Genomic DNA, 15,234 nt, shown 5'->3' on the forward strand with positions numbered 1-15,234 from the left:
CTTCCCCGCCTCTTGTGCGCAGATCCAAACCTGTTGCCTTCCAGAGGCCGAGAGTTGCGCCGTCCGCAGGGCATTATCGATGGCAGCCATGTCTCGAGGGCGGCGGCGCGCAAAAGCTGGTCCTGCAGCAGCAAGGCTGAGGACCAGAGCTAGGTTGATTATGAGAAGCATGGTCCGTTTATTCAGTTCATCTCCTACATTCCGCGGCCTGACACGCTCATGGAACGGAGCTGGCTCTAACCTAAGGCTTCGAGAAGCTTCAGTTCGACCGGTCCTGCTGTCAGCGCTTCAATGTCCATGGCCCACTGCTTCACGTATGGGGCTGCTTTATGGGCTTCGAGCGCCGCGGCACTCTCGAAGATCTCATAAAACACAAAAAGCCCGGGCTCTTCTAGACCCCGGTGAACCTGGCAGAGGAGATTTCCTGCCTCCTGTCGCACCTTTGGGACCAGAACCTCAGTAGCCCGAGCGAGTTCAGCCTCTTTGCCGCCGCGTGCCCGAACAAATGCAACGACGGTAACGGCTCCCTTCGGGAGCGCCACAGTTTGAACGGCATGGGCTGCTGTGGGCGCAGAAAGCGCGGCGGCTGCGGCAGCCAGTCCGAGCTTTGCGACCAGACTGCGCCGATCTATGTGTAGATTGTCTTTCATGGAACCTCCTTTGGATCCAGGCGCAGACTGACGCAACTCCTTACCACCACGACCAATTGTCGATGTCTGCCTCGTTGATGACGTTCGCATAGTCTTTCTCCAACTTCCGGCGCGTGGATGCGCCTGGGATAGGGTTCAGTGATCGGTCTGGGAAGTGACGATCTGTATTTGACGTAACTGCGCCGCGCTTTCATGTCGGATACGGATGGCCACCACCCATCAGGACGCGGCCGCCTCTAGCGCCGATTGCAAATCTTGATCAAGCTGGCGCGCAACTCCATCGACGTGATCGTCACCGAACTGGCCGAAAACAGAAGTCGGGCGGTCATACTCAAACGCGACGAGTCCATCGCTGTCTTCATGAAGGAGGATGCGAATGGGCGCATAGAGAGCTGCAGAGATTTGATGCCGGGTCATCTTGGATGCCGTGAGTGGGTTACCAATATCATATTGCACCGCTCGGCGCTGAAGACCGGCTAACCTCAGCAATGCGCCATGATCTCGAAAGCCGAAGATCGAGAGCGTCGGCAAAGCCTCTGCCTCTTGCAAGGCCCGCGCGCTCTCACCGTCCCGCAAGAGCGTTAGAATCCCTTCATCAAGCCGCGGAAGCAGCGCCTCCAGCTTCGTTCTGACGATATCGAACGAGTTGCTGGACCGGATCGTGACGTGCTCGACGGAAATCGTTTGCTTGACGTATGTTTGATTTGTCATTCTCGTAATCTTTCCAACTCAGTGCTGTGACGTGTAGGCTGTTGTTCATCCAGCCCACTATAGGTGTGTCTTGCGCCGGTTCTTCAGACCGGTGATGACAGTGCGCCAACGGCAGCTTCCACACGACGTGCAAGGTCGAGGAGGCGCCTGTCACGACCGTGCGTGCCGTCGATCTCAAGCCCTATCGGCAGGCCATTTTCGGACAGACCCGTAGGAATGCTGATGCCCGGCAAACCCGCTGCGCTCGTAGGGATGGTGTGCCTGGCCAGAGCCAAATCGCTGACCTCCTGACCCGCGATTAAGAACTTCGACTGATGCTCGATCAACGGCGCTGTGCGGGGAGTCGTTGGAAAGAGAAGCGCCTCCGCCCCGCTGCGAGAAAATGCTTCATGGAAGCGGCGCCGGATTTCGGAGCGATCGGCAGACAGCGCTGCCTCATATGTGTCTGTAGAAATAAACCCAGTCCCACTTGGCAGAACGACGTGCGCCCACGCTTCTTTTAGCCCAGGTTTAAGTCCATTATAGATTTCGTCGAATGTAGCTGGAACGTTGTTGCGACGAAGGAAATCCGAGAGCGCTTCCATCGTTTCATGGAAAAAGATGTTCCACGTCGCCGTCTCGGCGCGCGCGGAAAAGCCTTCCCCGAGATCGACCTCGACGACCTCGGCACCAGCGTCGCGTAGGCGCCGGACCGTGTCTTTGAAATGCGTCTTGATGTCAGGCTCGACTAGATCAAGATATTGCCGGGGCGCATAGGCGAACCTGACGCCCTTCAGGTCGGATCGATCGGAGGGTGAGGTCGCTTCATCCTTCGTGACGATTTGATCGATCAGCGCGCAGTCGTCAACGTTGCGGGCAAGGACGCCTGTTGTATCGAGGGTATGGGAGATCGGAGCGACCCCATTGCGTGGCCACCGTCCCGTCGTCGGCTTGAAGCCAACCACACCACAGAGTGACGCGGGCACTCGGATCGAACCGACGGTATCGCCCCCTAAGGCCGCGGGTACGATCCGAGCCGCGACAGATGCGCCAGACCCGCTGGAGGAACCTCCAGAGATATGATCACGGTTGTGTGGGTTTTTCACCTGACCATACGGGCTGTTGTTGCCGGTCAAGCCATAGGACAACTCAACGAGGTTGTTTTTGCCAAAGACGATGCCACCAGCATCCTTGATCGCGCCAACGACGTCGGCATCCTCGTTCGGTACGAAGTCTTTCAGGTTCCGCACTCCAAGCGTCGTGCGGAGGCCCTGAGTTAGATAGCTGTCCTTGACTGCCAACGGAACGCCCAGAAGGGGACCAGTGGAACCAGCGGCGCGAGCCTTGTCCGCGTCTCTGGCCGCAGCCAGCACAGCGGCTTCATCTATCGTGATGAAGGCATTCAGATCGGAGTGCGTTCGGGCTCGCTGGAGGAGCGCAGCGGTATATGACTCTGACGAGACGTCGCCATTGCGAATGGCGGCAGCCGCTGCGCCGACGCCAAGCCGTGCGAGCGCGTCCGCTTCCGACGCTTTTCTAATGGATACTTCGTTCGTTTGCATGAAAACCTCACTTTAGCTTGGGACGATCAACGTGAGTTGTCTGTCCCGTCGTTACAGTTGCGCTGCCATAGTGGACCTGTTGCACTATGATCATCAGATGGACTTACGAGCATAATGTCATAGGGCCGGCGTGAGAGTTCGGGTTTCACGCCAAGCTCGTTTTGAGTCGGTCGGACTGTCATACAGAGCCTTCGCGATCCTCAGTGCTTGTGAGAAGCCGCAGTGTCCGGGATGGTGAACGTGTGAGTCACCTCCTGGCCCGGGATGACGTTGTGGCCGGCGTCGACCAACTGGATCTTCACCTTGTGCGGGCCCGGGGGAAAATTGGCTATATCGACAGTGTTGTTGTCGCTCGCATCTGCCCACCACCACGGCAGGTCGTCGACGATAACGTGCAGATGCCCGATGCGTGGCGATGCGCCGAGGGCGCCTTTCCCGAACACCGGTACGATGCGCAGGTTTTCCACCCGATACTGGGCCCAGTAGACGCCGATGGCCAGCCCCTCGGGAAGTGGGGCGTCCACGATCAGCTTGGGGGCGGGCTCGTTCTCGATGGCGACATATGGCGAGGGGCCACGGATCTCTCTCGCACTCTGAGCGAAGGCGCCCGTGGTGAGAACGGTAGCGGCAGCGGCCGCGGCAAGGGTCTTGATGAGCTTAGTCATTACAGTCTTTCCTTTCGTTAAGAAAGCCATTGGCCTCATGCGATGGCTTTGATGGGCGAGAAGATGAGGGAAATCGGAGGGAGACTGAATATCCCGGTTTCGGGAGACACTCTTTCACCTTGTGAGCGAATGGCCCTCTGGTACAGGCGTTCTGCAAGGAGGCAGGACAGCTTTGACCCTGCCTCATCATGTGCGGACGCACAGGCAAAGCCGGGACAACTCTCTTCCAATCAGATCCTGTATGGGGATGAGCAGAGCCCATCCCGGGGCGAAGCGGCGAGGACGACAGGAATTGCCGGAACGCGAGTGAATAGCTATGATTTGGCGGCCATTACTCCTCCGGCCGGAAGAATAAGGGGAGGACGAAGACGTGGACCGCCTCGATGCCATGAAAGTCTTCGTCGCGGCGCTCGACGAAGGCAGCCTCGCCGGCGCCGGCCGCAAGCTTCGCCGCTCGCCGGCCGCTGTCAGCCGCGCCATCGCCTTCCTGGAGAAGCATGTCGGCGCCGAACTCCTTCACCGCACGACGCGATCGATCAAGCTCAGCGAAGCAGGGGAACGCTACGCGGCCGCCTGCCGGCGCGTGCTCATCGATCTCGAGGAGGCCGACATCACGGCGGCCGGGGAGCGCTCGGCGCCGCGCGGCACGCTGACCGTGACCGCCCCGGTCTTTGCCGGTGAGACTGTGTTGGGCCCGATCCTCGACGCCTTCCTGGATGCCTACCCGGCCGTGTCGGTGCGTCTGTACCTGCTGGATCGGTTTGTAAATCTCATCGATGAGGGCATCGATGTTGCCCTGCGCATCGGGCACCTTGCCGACTCGAGCTTGGTGGCGACCCGTGTCGGCGAGGTGCGCCGGGTCGTTACGGCGTCGCCGCGCTACCTTGCGCAGAATCCCCGCATTGTAGAACCGGCGGACCTTGCCAAGCATCAGATCATCACATTTGCAGATCTTGGGATCGACTCCTGGAGCTTTCCCCCGCTGGACGGATCATCTGCTCCCCGCACGGTGCATTTTACACCGCGGCTTATCGTCAACAGCATCTGGGGAGCCATAGTCGCTGCTGTCAGCGGCCGAGGCGTGACGCGCGTGCTCTCTTATCACGTCCCACAACAGGTGCGCGAAGGGTCATTGGCGATTGTTCTCAAGGACCATGAGCTGCCGCCTACGCCCGTGCACTTGATTTCGCCGAACGGGCGTCTCTCCGTGCCAAAAGTTCGCGTATTTTTCGACTTGGCTCTACCGCGGTTCCGCAGTCACTTCGCGACTGCGAGCCGCGACACCGAGTAAGTACGCGAGAGCCTGTCACTCGCTCATCGACCGCATTAATGATGGGCCCTTAGAGGGCTGTTGGCACAGTCGGTAAATACTTGCGCATCGTGCGGACCCAGAGGACCGCTCCGAACGATGCGTCGCTTGAGGGATTGAGCAACCAAGCAAGCTGGGCCGAAGCCGATCTTTCGCCTTCGGCCATCACTCGGTCAAAGCAGCAATCCAACGCCCTCCCCTCTCCGCATTCAACCACGAAACGAAAGAGTGTCTCTCGTTTAGCGGCTATTCGCACCCGCATCGGACGAGACTAATTATGTCCCCAACAATGCAGCATGACCCAACTCAACGGGCAGCAGCACCACGATTAGCAAGAACCAAGGGTTCCCATCATGGGCATCGACAGAAAAGTAGCAATCATCACAGATGCATCGAAAGGCATCGGTGCCGCTCTCGTCAACGGATATCTCGATCGCAACTACCGAGTGATCGCAACGGCGCGGTCCGTTAGGCCGTCGAGCAACCCCGACGTTCTCGTCATCTCCGGCGACATCGGTGACCGGAAGACGGCGGAGCAGGCGATCGCCGAAGGTGTATCGCGCTTTGGGCGCATCGACACGCTCGTCAACAATGCCGGCATCTCCATCGCCAAGCCGTTCACCGAGTATACCGAGGCCGACTTCACCGCTGTCCTGCGAACCAACACCGCCGGCTTCTTCCACATTACCCAGCTTGCTCTGGCCGAAATGGAGAAGCAGGGCAGTGGCCATATCGTGCAGATCACAATCAGCCTCGTCGACCACGCGGTCGACGGCGTACCTTCCGTGCTCGCGTCGCTGACGAAGGGTGGCCTCAACGCGGCAACCAAGTCACTCGCTATCGAATACGCCAAGCACGGTATCCGGGTGAATGCCGTCTCGCCCGGCATCATCAAGTTGTCGATGCACCCGGTTGAGACCCACGCAGCCTTCGGGGCTTTTCACCCGGTCGGGCACATGGGCGAGGTTTCCGACATCGTCGAGGCAGTCCTCTACCTCGAGACGGCCGGCTTTGTGACCGGCGAGATCCTCCACGTCGGCGGCGGCCAGAGCGCCGGCCATTGAATTCCAACTGATGGCCAACCTCGGCCGTGAGCATCCACGGTCTTTAGAACCTTGAGAATGAGGAGACACAGATGAATACATCGACCTCCCAGGGCACCGCCCTGATCACCGGCGCCTCGTCCGGCATCGGCGCCATCTATGCCGATCGCCTGGCCCGGCGCGGCTACGATCTGATCCTCGTGGCACGCAATCAGAACCGCCTCGAGGCGCTTGCGGCGCGACTGCGGGACGAGACCGGCCGCTCGGTCGAGATCCTGCCTGCTGATCTAAACGACGACGCCGATCTCCGTCGAGTCGAAACGATCCTGCGGACGAACACCGCGATTGCGGTGCTTGTGAACAATGCCGGCATCGGTGGAGCGGCTCCCCTGCTTGCCTCCGATATCGACGCGATGGACCGGATGATCCGGCTGAACGTTCTGGCGCTGACACGACTGACATACGCGGCCGCGCCGGCCTTTGTGGCGCGCGGTGGCGGCACGATCATCAACATCGCATCCATCGTTGCCATCTCGCCGGAGATGCTTAACGGCGTCTACGGCGGCACCAAGGCCTTCGTCCTGGCCTTCAGCCAGTCCCTTCACCATGAACTGTCTGACAAGGGCATGCGGATCCAGGCGGTCCTGCCCGGTGCCACAGCGACGGAGTTCTGGGACATTGCCGGGCTACCAGTGAACAATCTCCCAGCGGAAATCGTCATGTCGGCGCAGGACTTGGTCGACACTGCACTGGCAGGTCTAGACCAGGGCGAGACGGTCACCATCCCCTCCCTTGAGCAAAAGTCAGAGTGGGATGCTTACGACGCGGCCCGCCGGGCGATGGCCGGCAAGCTTTCAAGGACGAAGCCGGCCACCCGGTACAATGTGGGGAGTGAAAAGGGCAGCCGCGACTCCCGGGAGCCTGCCCAGTACTAGCACCCGATCCTGCCAGGAGAGCGGACATGCGACTGAGTTGAATGGGCGGGGGTCAGATCAGAACCTGCATCGCCATCGGGTCGGCAACCGCTGTGCCCCGCTTTCGCATCCGTGAGGCTGAGCCGCAATCTGAAGATCCCTCGTCCTGCCCTCCTTGCGCTTGGCGGATGCGGTCAGCTGATCCAGCAGGACTGGGATTGCCGCTGTTCAATAACCTTTTAATATGGAGAATTCATGTGATCTCACCTCTGGTTTGGCTGGCGCTCGGCACCTTTACCGTTGGGACGGAAGGCTTTGTAATCGCAGGCATCCTGCCCGACATCGCCGCAGAAGCAGGGATTTCTGTCGCTCAGGGTGGAACCCTCGTCACCGCATTTTCCCTGTCCTATGCTGTCGGCGCCCCTGTTCTTGCGACACTGCTGGGTGACGTCGACCGGCGCCGCGTTCTGGCTGGTACGATGGTTCTCTTCGCGGCCAGCAACCTGGCTGCGGCCCTGACCTCCTCGTTCCTGACGCTGCTCCTCGCTCGTGTGATCATGGCGCTCGCTGCGGGCCTCTATGCTGCGACCGCACAGGCCACGGCCATTGCGCTCGCTCCACCCGAACGGCGTGCACGCGCCATTTCCGTGGTGGTGGGCGGCACCACGGTGGCGGTGGCGCTCGGGGCTCCAATCGGTGCGCTGCTGGCAACACTGACGGGCTGGCGGGGCACGTTCGCGGCGATCGCGGCCCTGAGTGCCGTCGCAGCCGTGGCTCTTCTTTTCAAGATTCCCGCTCATCTGCGGGGGACACGCATCCCGCTGCGTGAGCGTGCAATGACGATTGTGAAGCCCGGAATGCTGCCGATTCTGGCCACGACCCTCTTGGTCATGACCGGGGGCTTCAGCGTCTTCACGTATCTCGCGCCCCTTGCCGTTGAGGGAACGGGGCTGCCGGCGGTGGTCATACCGGGCCTGCTGCTTGCCTGGGGTGGCGGCGCCGCTCTGGGCAATTTCATCGGCGGCCAAGCCGCGGACCGGTATGGTGCGCGTGCCACCGGGATCTTCTCTATTCTCGGCATCAGCGTGATCCTGACGATCATCTCGCTGGCCGCCAAGCTCCTCAGTCCTGTGCTTGCTGGGCCGGCCCTCATCGTGCTGACCGTTCTGTGGGGGATCGTGGGCTGGATGCTGCTGCCGGCGCAGGCGAGCCGCCTTGTGGCGCTCCATCCTGCGAGCGCCCCCGTTTCGCTATCGCTTAACGCCTCGGCTCTTTATCTCGGCGTGGCGCTCGGGTCCGTTGTCGGCGGCGCGGTGATCAATGTTGGAACGCCGGCTGACCTGGGTTGGACAGGGGCGGTCGCGACCCTCCTTGCACTCATGATCGTGCTCGCCACAGGGCGCCTTCCTGCACTGGGGAGGTCGCAGGGTCTTTCGGAAGGTTCGTTGCCTTAACCCGAGCCTGAAATCAACGGCGAGACACCCGGCAACTCTCCGGGTGTCTCTGTTGTCGAAAAAGCTTGAGAAGCGCTGCCGCTGAGTCGAATGTCATATCGGCCCTACCTGAGGAATTCTGCTTTAGGGCGAGTATTGAGGCGACAGCTGTACAGGACACGCACATCTGTGTGGTCAGCCTGTATCGCGAGGTATGACATCCGGCACGGCCAGGGCACCGGTTCATGAACTTCGCGTGTCACGATCTGTTGCGCCTTCGATCCGGCCAAGAGTTCCTTAATCCTCTGGCCCGACAGGTTCATGCACCAGAGCCGCCCTCACTGCCATATCTCAGCCGGCCGTCATCATCGCCCCGGAGTGTGCCTCGTGCAGGATGAAGCCCTCCATCGGATCGAACGCGCCGAACCGAGGTGCCAGCTCCAGAACCCGGCTCGTGTCGGCGTAGCCAGCCTCCCAGCGTTCGCGGATGCCGCTCGGGCTGAAGTCGATGTCCTTCGTGTGATCCACCATCGAGCGGCGGCGCTAGCAGTCTGACCACGTGCATCCGGGTCAAGCAGCCATAAGCCGCTAATTCGCGCACCGCCTGGGTCTTCTGCTCCATTTCCGGCAGGCGACGGACGAGCTCGGCGATCACATGCCGAAGACGGTGGAACTGCTTCTGCCGGGCAATATGACTGTTGGTGCGGCTCGAGTACTGAATGTCCTTCTGTCGGCTCATCACCTGCCAGATCGTATCGGGCTCGGGCCCTTGCGGATTCCAGATATGGGTCGCGAAGACGATCGAGTTGCGCCGGGGCTTGTCGTCGAACACCGCCTCCACCGGCGTGTTCGACAGGATGCCGCCATCCCAATAGAGGTCCCCGTCGATGCGCACGGCCGCGAAGGCCGGGGGCAGAGCACCGGAGGCCATCACATGCCGGACATCGAGATGCATGTCGCGGCTGTCGAAGTAGCGCATCTCGCTCGTACGCACGTTCGCCGCCCCGACCGTGAGCCGCGTCTCCCGCCCGTTGATCTGCTCGAAATCGACGAGCTCGGAGAGAGTCCGAGCCAGAGGAGACGTGTCGTAATAGCTGGCGGCCTCCGATCCGAGCGGGACGTGCGGGCCGAGGAAAGCCGGCAGGTTCGGCCGGAAGAAGGCCGGGATGCCCTGAGCCATCGTTGTCAGGTTGGCCGCCCAAGGCCCCATCAGAGGCCACTCTCCCAGGAGTTCCATCCAGGGGCTGCGCTGCATACGGCTCCAGAACTCTCGGAGCCGCTCCATCCGGCTCTCCGGAGCGTTGCCGGCGATCAGGCTGGCATTGATGGCGCCGATCGAGGTACCAATGACCCAGTCTGGCTCGACCCCAGCTTCATGCAGGGCCTGATAGGCGCCAACCTGGTAGGCGCCGAGCGCACCGCCACCCTGGAGCACGAGGACGATCTGGCCGAGTTGCTTGGGGATGCGACTCGGCCAGGCTGGCATTTTCTCCGGTAGTCGCTGTTCCGTGATTGCGGACGGTGGGGTTCCCGTCCGCTCGAGTTCGCGGATCACCGCCTCATCGAAACCCTTGCCCCTCTTGCGACCCTCGGATGTCCCATGTTGGGTCTGGAACAAGATCTGCTCCCAAACACACGCCGGCATTATAAACCAAAGACAGCTTTTCCTTGGGAACTATGGCTTTGTGCGAGGCTCTGACCTCGTGGTCGGCGGTGGCGAGCATCACTACCATGTCGGACATGGCTAGGGCGTTCCAAGATAAGGACCTCCAAGATAAGGACCATTGATGGCATCTGCTTGCGGCGATGGTCTGGCATAAGGCGGATTTGCCTCACCTTCGGCTATTGCCGCTCCATCACACCGCCGGTGCTTCGGTTCAGGCGGTTGGGCACGAAATGCGTCAAACCAAGATCCGAGAAAGCGATCCCATCTCCAGAATTGCTGTGTTTGGTTTATAATGCCGACACACGCTAACGCAGTACGTAGCAAGAACGTGGACCCGCAAACCGACCGAGCGTGCCCTCACAATGGCTGAATCCAGCTTTCATCTTGGTGTCTGAGCCATCATCCTGGGGCGAACGACTGACAGGGCAGCGTACTTCTCCCCGAGGTCTTGCTGATGAGAGACGGCCGCCGTCGAGATGAGTTCGAGAAAGCAAGTTAATGCAATAGTTTCAAACGGGTACCCAATCGACGGGAACATCGTCGTGGTCCACGCTTAGTGGTCCGGTCGCATGCCTTATCGGAAAGGTTGCCGATCCGTTCTACCTTAGCGTGTCAATGGGAACAGATCTTGCGCTGGCCCCAAGGACATGATCGCGGTGCCGCTCGCAAGCCCGATACAATTCGTCTGCGTCGCATCACCGGCCTATCTCAATCGCCTCTGCGAACCGGAAACCCCGGAGGACTTGCAGCATCATCGCTGCATCGGCCACCGCATGCCCAGCGGCAAGCTGTACCGATGGGAGTTCGAGCGGGCTGGGCAAGAGATGACGATCACGGCAAACGGACCCGTGATTCTCGATGATGAGGACTTGAGTAAGCGTGGCGTCATGCTTTCACTTACCCATAAGTCCGGTTCCGACGGTTGCGCCGAGTTCGATATCGGTGAGGCGCGAGAGGCCGCGCCACAGGACCATGTTGCCGGGCGGCGGATCCTTGGCGCGGGCAAGATAGCCGCCGAGCTGGGCGATCTTGGTCAGATAGTGCGCCAAGGTTGGTGCCGGTGAGACTGTCTTATTCTTGACCAGGCGATCGAGCAGGCGGATCTCGAGCGGGGTGAAGACCAGGCGTGGCGAGGCTTGTGGTGCCGTCCGGTTGAGCATCGTCAGCCAGAACACCCGCCAGGCCAGGATGCAGAACAGCGCCAGCAGGTTGACCAGCCGCTCGGCCGACCGCAGTTTCGCATCCTCGGCGCGGCAGCCCGACTTCAGGATCTTGTGAAAGAGCTCGATCTTCCAGCGCAGGGCGTACCAGCCGATCTTCGCGATCGCCTCATCAACGCAGGTGACGGGCAGATCGGTGATGAGGCGCCAATGGATCGGCTGACGGTTCTCAGGAGCGCCTTGTTCATCGGCGCAGATCACGGCAAGTTCGAGCGCGGGATAGCGCCTCTGCTTGGCAAGAGGCGGCCGTACCGTCAGGCGATGATACTTGATGGTAAGCCGCGCCTGACTGCTCCTGCCTTTGTCGTCGCGCACATCGATCCGGTGTTCGCCCTGGCCCTGCTCCGTCTCCATCGCGGCCATGAGCGTCCGGGCGCCGTCGTCCGTCAGCCGGTCAACACAGCTGCGCACGAGAAAGTGCGTGCCGAGTTCGTGCGCGGCAACGAACAGCTCATAGATGTCGCTCTCGCGATCACCGACATGGATGCATCGGGCCGGATCGGCAGCAAGCGCCGATGCCTGCCGCATGTTGTCGAGCCAGCGCAGGCTCTCCTTTTGCTCAATCGGCACGCGCGTTGGGTTGATATGCCGTTTGAGGGTGCTTGAGCCCTTGAGGTTGGCGCGGGTCCAGAACTTGATCGCGCACAGTCCCAGCGGCAGACCGTCCGGTGTGACGCCAAGGCTGGAGTGCATCAGCAGGCCGCAGACGGTATAGAACTGGCGCCGATCATAAGTGACGTTGCGGCAGGGATATTGCCCGATCACGCCGACGGGCTCGGGCCGGACCCGGTGATAGACGAACTCGGTGGTGTCGTGGAGAATGAGGATCGGCCCCTCGGTCGCAGCCACGCGGCTGGCGGTGGCTGCGAAGTGGCCGGCCAGGATCTGGGCCTCGCTGACGCGCTCATTGTCGAAGAAGCGATATGCGGCTTTGGTGGCAGCCCAGTCCTGGCAGGCCAGCGGCAGGCTCGCTCCGATTGCTCCGCCAAGTTGCTCCAGGAGCCGCCGCAGCCGCTGGCCCAGCCGTGCGTCGGCAAAGGTCGAACCGGCCAGTTCCTCGTCGAGCCACGAGGCACCCTCAGCCATCGGATCCATGACACCCTCCATCCAAGCGGGTGCCCGACAAGGAATCACGCCCGAGCCGTGCCGCGCAAGCTCAAGCAGCCCTCACTCCGGAGATGTGGGTAATTGAAAGGGCGTCATGGCCGCCTACCGAAGCGGCGATCAGGATGAGATAAGTGTCCACGAAGATTGAAGCGGACACTTAGGCGGCATGCATGTCAGAGATGGAGCCTCGTCGTCGACGCAGTTGGACCACGGAGGAGAAGTGGCGGCTTGTCGAGGAGGCCAGGCTCCCGGGAAACGCTGTCGCGGAGGTGGCTCGTCGGCACGGCGTCAACAACAATCAGCTTTTCGGTTGGATCCGGGCGGCAGAAGCGGGCCAACTGGGCCCCCGGCCGGCTCCTCTGATCCTTGTACCGAAGGCTTCGACGCACAATGAGTTCATTCCGATCGGGGTCTTCGGGACGTGCGACGACGAAGGGCCCGCGATCACGATGCCGGCTCTTCGCCCGCCGGACACCAGTCCGGTGGAGAGTTCAGCACAGTCGAGAGCCGATCGGTCGACCAGAACGTCGACGCTGGAGGAGCGGCCTGGCGTGATCGAGATCGACCTGCCAGGCGGCGCGCGCGTTCGGGTTGACGCCTTTGTCAACGAGCGGGCGCTTCGGCGGGTTCTGGCGGCCCTCGGGGCGAAGTCGTGACCAGATCGCTGCGGGAACGAAGGTGTCTCTGGCCTGCCAGCCGGTCGACATGCGTCGGGGGTTCGACGGTCTGTCCGCGGAGGTCGTCAACCGGATGAACGCCGATCCCTATTCCGGCCATCTGTTCCTCTTCCGCGGGAAAAGAGGCGACTATTTGAAAGCTCTCTATTGGGACGGAACCGGCATGTGTCTTTTTGCCAAGCGATTGGAACATGGCAAGTTCGTCTGGCCGTCGCTTGTCGATGGCGTGCTGCAAATGTCGGCGGCACAACTCGCTCTTCTCATCGAAGGGATGGATTGGCGGCGGACGCTGATGCCCGAGCGTCTGCCAAAACCGACAATGGCCTGATAACATACTGTTTTTACATATAAAAACGTAGCTGCATCGGGCCGCTTGTGCTAGAGAAACAGATGTCTCTTGCTGCTCCCGATGTGCTGGCCGAACTGGAGGCGTTGCGCGCTTTGACCGCGCAGTTGCAGGCGGAGCTTTATGCCAAGAACCTCTATATCGAAAAGCTGAAGGCGCAGCTCGCGAGCCTGAAGCGCGCCCGCTTCGGCCGCTCCTCGGAGAAACTCGACCATCTCATCGAGCAATTGGAACTGGCGATTGCCGATCTGGAAGAGAGCGAGGCTCATGCTGACATTGAGCGGACGGCAGCGGGGCCAATCGCATCCTCCCCATCGGCTGGCGCGACGGCAAAACCGTCGCTGGGCCGCAAGCCGCTACCGGCCCATCTGCCGTGTGAGACGATCGTGCACGAGCCGAATTGCACCTGCCCGAATTGCGGCGGAAGCATCTTCAGCACGATCGGCACGGATGAACGTGAGGTGCTGGAATATGTGCCCTCGCACTTCAAGCGGGTCGTCCACCTTCGTCCGAAGTTGAGCTGCCGCACCTGCGAGACGATCGTTCAGGCGCCGATGCCATCGCTGCTGATCGAGCGCGGTCGACCTGGTCCCAGCCTTCTCGCCCATGTCCTGGTCTCCAAGTATTGCGATCATCTTCCCCTGCACCGCCAGAGTGACATCTATGCGCGCGAAGGCGTCGATCTCGATCGCTCGACGCTGGCCGGCTGGGTCGGGGCCATGGCAGCGCTGCTTCAGGTCTTGAGTGACAGGATCGGAACCCATGCCCGCGCCGGCGAAACGGTGCATGCTGACGACACCCCCGTTCCAGTGCTCGACCCTGGACGCGGCAAGACCAAGACCGGCAGGCTTTGGACGGTTGTGCGGGATGAACGTCCATGGGGATCGGCCGTGCCGCCCGCGGCTTTCTATGCCTATTCTCCAGATCGCAAAGGGGAGCGTGCCCAGCACCTGCTGTCGCAATGCCGTGGCTTCCTGCATGCCGATGCCTATGCCGGCTTCGACAAGTTCTATGCAGGCCATCCACTCACCGGCGAGACGCGCCTGATTCAGGTGGCCTGTTGGGCCCACGCCCGCCGCGATCTGTACAACGAGTTCCTCCGCAATCGCTCGCCTTCGGCGGAACGGGCATTGGACCTCATCTCCGACCTGTTTGCGGTTGAAGCCGGGATCAACGGTTTGGATCCAGAAACGCGGCTCGCTGCGCGCCGAGCCAGGTCGGTCCCTCTTCTGGAAATCCTGAAGAGCCATCTCGACACGACGCTCACGCGCATCAGCGGCAAAAGCGAATTGGCCGAGGCGATCCGCTATATGACCTCCCGCTGGAAGGCTCTCACGGTTTACGCCACGGACGGGCGGCTTGAGATGAGCAACAATGCCGCTGAGCGGGCCATCAGACCTTTGGCCCTGGGCCGGAAGAACTATCTCTTCAGCGGTTCCGATGCCGGTGGCAATCGCGCAGCGGTCATCTACACCATCGTCGAAACCTGCAAAATGAACGGCGTCAACCCGCAAGCCTATCTTGCTGACGTCATCGAGCGCATTGCTGATCACCCGGCCAACAGGGTCGATGAACTCCTTCCATGGAACTGGATGCCACGGTCTTAGTGTCCACTTGGCCATGAGTGGACAGGATCCGGTCCCAGCCCGCGGCCATCACGCCACGCTTACGGACTTGATGGTGGAAGCGGCCGTGCAGGGCTTGGGTATTGCGTATGTGGCGAACTGGGTTGCCGAAGCCGCCATCGCGGAGGGGCGCTTGCGGACGGTGCTGTCCGCCTGGATGCACGAGCCGGAGAGAGTGGCCGTCTATTACCCAGGGCATCGAGCAGTGCCGCCGGCACTGCGGGCATTCCTCGATGTCGTCAGGGACGCCAGACAAATGAAGTAGCGGGACCCCTCATACGGTCACCTGGAGGTCGGCACCGGATCAACCTTTCACCTTCCGGCCGC

The 15,234-nt window shown here is 61.3% G+C and carries 13 protein-coding genes and 2 pseudogenes; 9 read left to right on the forward strand and 6 right to left on the reverse strand.

All coding sequences use genetic code 11. The features are described 5' to 3' along the window. Positions 1-236: 236 nt before the first annotated feature. The 4 genes from JO965_RS36820 to JO965_RS36835 form a co-directional block, all read right to left on the reverse strand. Positions 237-650, reverse strand: coding sequence for a putative quinol monooxygenase (locus JO965_RS36820; RefSeq protein WP_203445773.1), 414 nt, complete (start codon positions 648-650; stop codon positions 237-239). Between the two features lie 219 nt (positions 651-869). After that, positions 870-1,361, reverse strand: coding sequence for a DUF302 domain-containing protein (locus tag JO965_RS36825; protein WP_203445774.1), 492 nt, complete (start codon positions 1,359-1,361; stop codon positions 870-872). 83 nt (positions 1,362-1,444) lie between these two features. Continuing rightward, on the reverse strand, positions 1,445-2,902 hold the full coding sequence (locus tag JO965_RS36830; RefSeq protein WP_203445775.1) for an amidase family protein: 1,458 nt from the start codon (positions 2,900-2,902) through the stop codon (positions 1,445-1,447). Positions 2,903-3,102: 200 nt separating this feature from the next. Next, complete coding sequence (locus tag JO965_RS36835; RefSeq protein WP_203445776.1) at positions 3,103-3,567, reverse strand: DUF6130 family protein; 465 nt, start codon at positions 3,565-3,567, stop codon at positions 3,103-3,105. 370 nt (positions 3,568-3,937) lie between these two features. Here JO965_RS36835 and JO965_RS36840 point away from each other — a divergent pair, with 370 nt between their 5' ends. The 4 genes from JO965_RS36840 to JO965_RS36855 all read left to right on the forward strand — a co-directional run bounded on the left by JO965_RS36840 (position 3,938) and on the right by JO965_RS36855 (position 8,287). Continuing rightward, positions 3,938-4,858, forward strand: coding sequence for a LysR family transcriptional regulator (locus JO965_RS36840; RefSeq protein ID WP_203445777.1), 921 nt, complete (start codon positions 3,938-3,940; stop codon positions 4,856-4,858). A gap of 371 nt (positions 4,859-5,229) precedes the next feature. Continuing rightward, positions 5,230-5,940: an SDR family NAD(P)-dependent oxidoreductase gene (locus JO965_RS36845; RefSeq protein ID WP_203445778.1), complete on the forward strand. Its 711-nt coding sequence runs from the start codon at positions 5,230-5,232 to the stop codon at positions 5,938-5,940. A gap of 71 nt (positions 5,941-6,011) precedes the next feature. After that, positions 6,012-6,854 carry an SDR family oxidoreductase gene (locus JO965_RS36850; protein WP_203445779.1) on the forward strand — a complete coding sequence of 281 codons (843 nt, stop codon included), beginning with the start codon at positions 6,012-6,014 and terminating at the stop codon, positions 6,852-6,854. A 236-nt stretch (positions 6,855-7,090) separates the two neighbouring features. Continuing rightward, a complete protein-coding gene (locus tag JO965_RS36855; protein ID WP_203445780.1) occupies positions 7,091-8,287 on the forward strand; it encodes an MFS transporter in 1,197 nt (398 codons plus the stop codon). A gap of 330 nt (positions 8,288-8,617) precedes the next feature. On the opposite strand, the pseudogene JO965_RS36860 reads toward JO965_RS36855, so the two are convergent. Further along, positions 8,618-9,752, reverse strand: a pseudogene (locus JO965_RS36860) (patatin-like phospholipase family protein). Positions 9,753-10,579: 827 nt separating this feature from the next. On the opposite strand from JO965_RS36860, the pseudogene JO965_RS36865 reads away from it, so the two are divergent. Beyond that, positions 10,580-10,735 (forward strand): annotated as a pseudogene (locus tag JO965_RS36865) (LysR family transcriptional regulator); the annotation flags it as partial. A gap of 90 nt (positions 10,736-10,825) precedes the next feature. On the opposite strand, the gene JO965_RS36870 reads toward JO965_RS36865, so the two are convergent. Beyond that, on the reverse strand, positions 10,826-12,247 hold the full coding sequence (locus JO965_RS36870) for an IS4 family transposase (protein ID WP_203443565.1): 1,422 nt from the start codon (positions 12,245-12,247) through the stop codon (positions 10,826-10,828). 182 nt (positions 12,248-12,429) lie between these two features. On the opposite strand from JO965_RS36870, the gene JO965_RS36875 reads away from it, so the two are divergent. The 4 genes from JO965_RS36875 to JO965_RS36890 all read left to right on the forward strand — a co-directional run bounded on the left by JO965_RS36875 (position 12,430) and on the right by JO965_RS36890 (position 15,172). Beyond that, positions 12,430-12,915: a transposase gene (locus JO965_RS36875; RefSeq protein WP_203445781.1), complete on the forward strand. Its 486-nt coding sequence runs from the start codon at positions 12,430-12,432 to the stop codon at positions 12,913-12,915. 22 nt (positions 12,916-12,937) lie between these two features. Then, the gene (tnpB, locus tag JO965_RS36880; protein WP_371826970.1) at positions 12,938-13,264 is read left to right on the forward strand and encodes an IS66 family insertion sequence element accessory protein TnpB; all 327 of its coding nucleotides are present in this window, start codon (positions 12,938-12,940) and stop codon (positions 13,262-13,264) included. Positions 13,265-13,326: 62 nt separating this feature from the next. Then, positions 13,327-14,889: an IS66 family transposase gene (locus tag JO965_RS36885; protein WP_203445782.1), complete on the forward strand. Its 1,563-nt coding sequence runs from the start codon at positions 13,327-13,329 to the stop codon at positions 14,887-14,889. Positions 14,890-14,902: 13 nt separating this feature from the next. Then, a complete protein-coding gene (locus tag JO965_RS36890) occupies positions 14,903-15,172 on the forward strand; it encodes a LysR substrate-binding domain-containing protein (RefSeq protein ID WP_246777113.1) in 270 nt (89 codons plus the stop codon). The last annotated feature ends 62 nt before the right edge of the window (positions 15,173-15,234 follow it).

It is taken from the genome of Microvirga sp. VF16, from assembly GCF_016864375.1.
In the GTDB taxonomy this organism is placed as follows: domain Bacteria; phylum Pseudomonadota; class Alphaproteobacteria; order Rhizobiales; family Beijerinckiaceae; genus Microvirga.

What these genes read in the sequence shown, in the direction of transcription:
- JO965_RS36870 (WP_203443565.1), bottom strand. Translation starts at nt 12,247, where the DNA reads ATGGATCCGATGGCTGAGGGTGCCTCGTGGCTCGACGAGGAACTGGCC.
- JO965_RS36830 (WP_203445775.1), bottom strand. Translation starts at nt 2,902, where the DNA reads ATGCAAACGAACGAAGTATCCATTAGAAAAGCGTCGGAAGCGGACGCG.
- JO965_RS36835 (WP_203445776.1), bottom strand. Translation starts at nt 3,567, where the DNA reads ATGACTAAGCTCATCAAGACCCTTGCCGCGGCCGCTGCCGCTACCGTT.
- JO965_RS36850 (WP_203445779.1), top strand. Translation starts at nt 6,012, where the DNA reads ATGAATACATCGACCTCCCAGGGCACCGCCCTGATCACCGGCGCCTCG.
- JO965_RS36845 (WP_203445778.1), top strand. Translation starts at nt 5,230, where the DNA reads ATGGGCATCGACAGAAAAGTAGCAATCATCACAGATGCATCGAAAGGC.
- JO965_RS36825 (WP_203445774.1), bottom strand. Translation starts at nt 1,361, where the DNA reads ATGACAAATCAAACATACGTCAAGCAAACGATTTCCGTCGAGCACGTC.
- JO965_RS36875 (WP_203445781.1), top strand. Translation starts at nt 12,430, where the DNA reads ATGTCAGAGATGGAGCCTCGTCGTCGACGCAGTTGGACCACGGAGGAG.
- JO965_RS36890 (WP_246777113.1), top strand. Translation starts at nt 14,903, where the DNA reads ATGAGTGGACAGGATCCGGTCCCAGCCCGCGGCCATCACGCCACGCTT.
- JO965_RS36885 (WP_203445782.1), top strand. Translation starts at nt 13,327, where the DNA reads ATGTCTCTTGCTGCTCCCGATGTGCTGGCCGAACTGGAGGCGTTGCGC.
- JO965_RS36820 (WP_203445773.1), bottom strand. Translation starts at nt 650, where the DNA reads ATGAAAGACAATCTACACATAGATCGGCGCAGTCTGGTCGCAAAGCTC.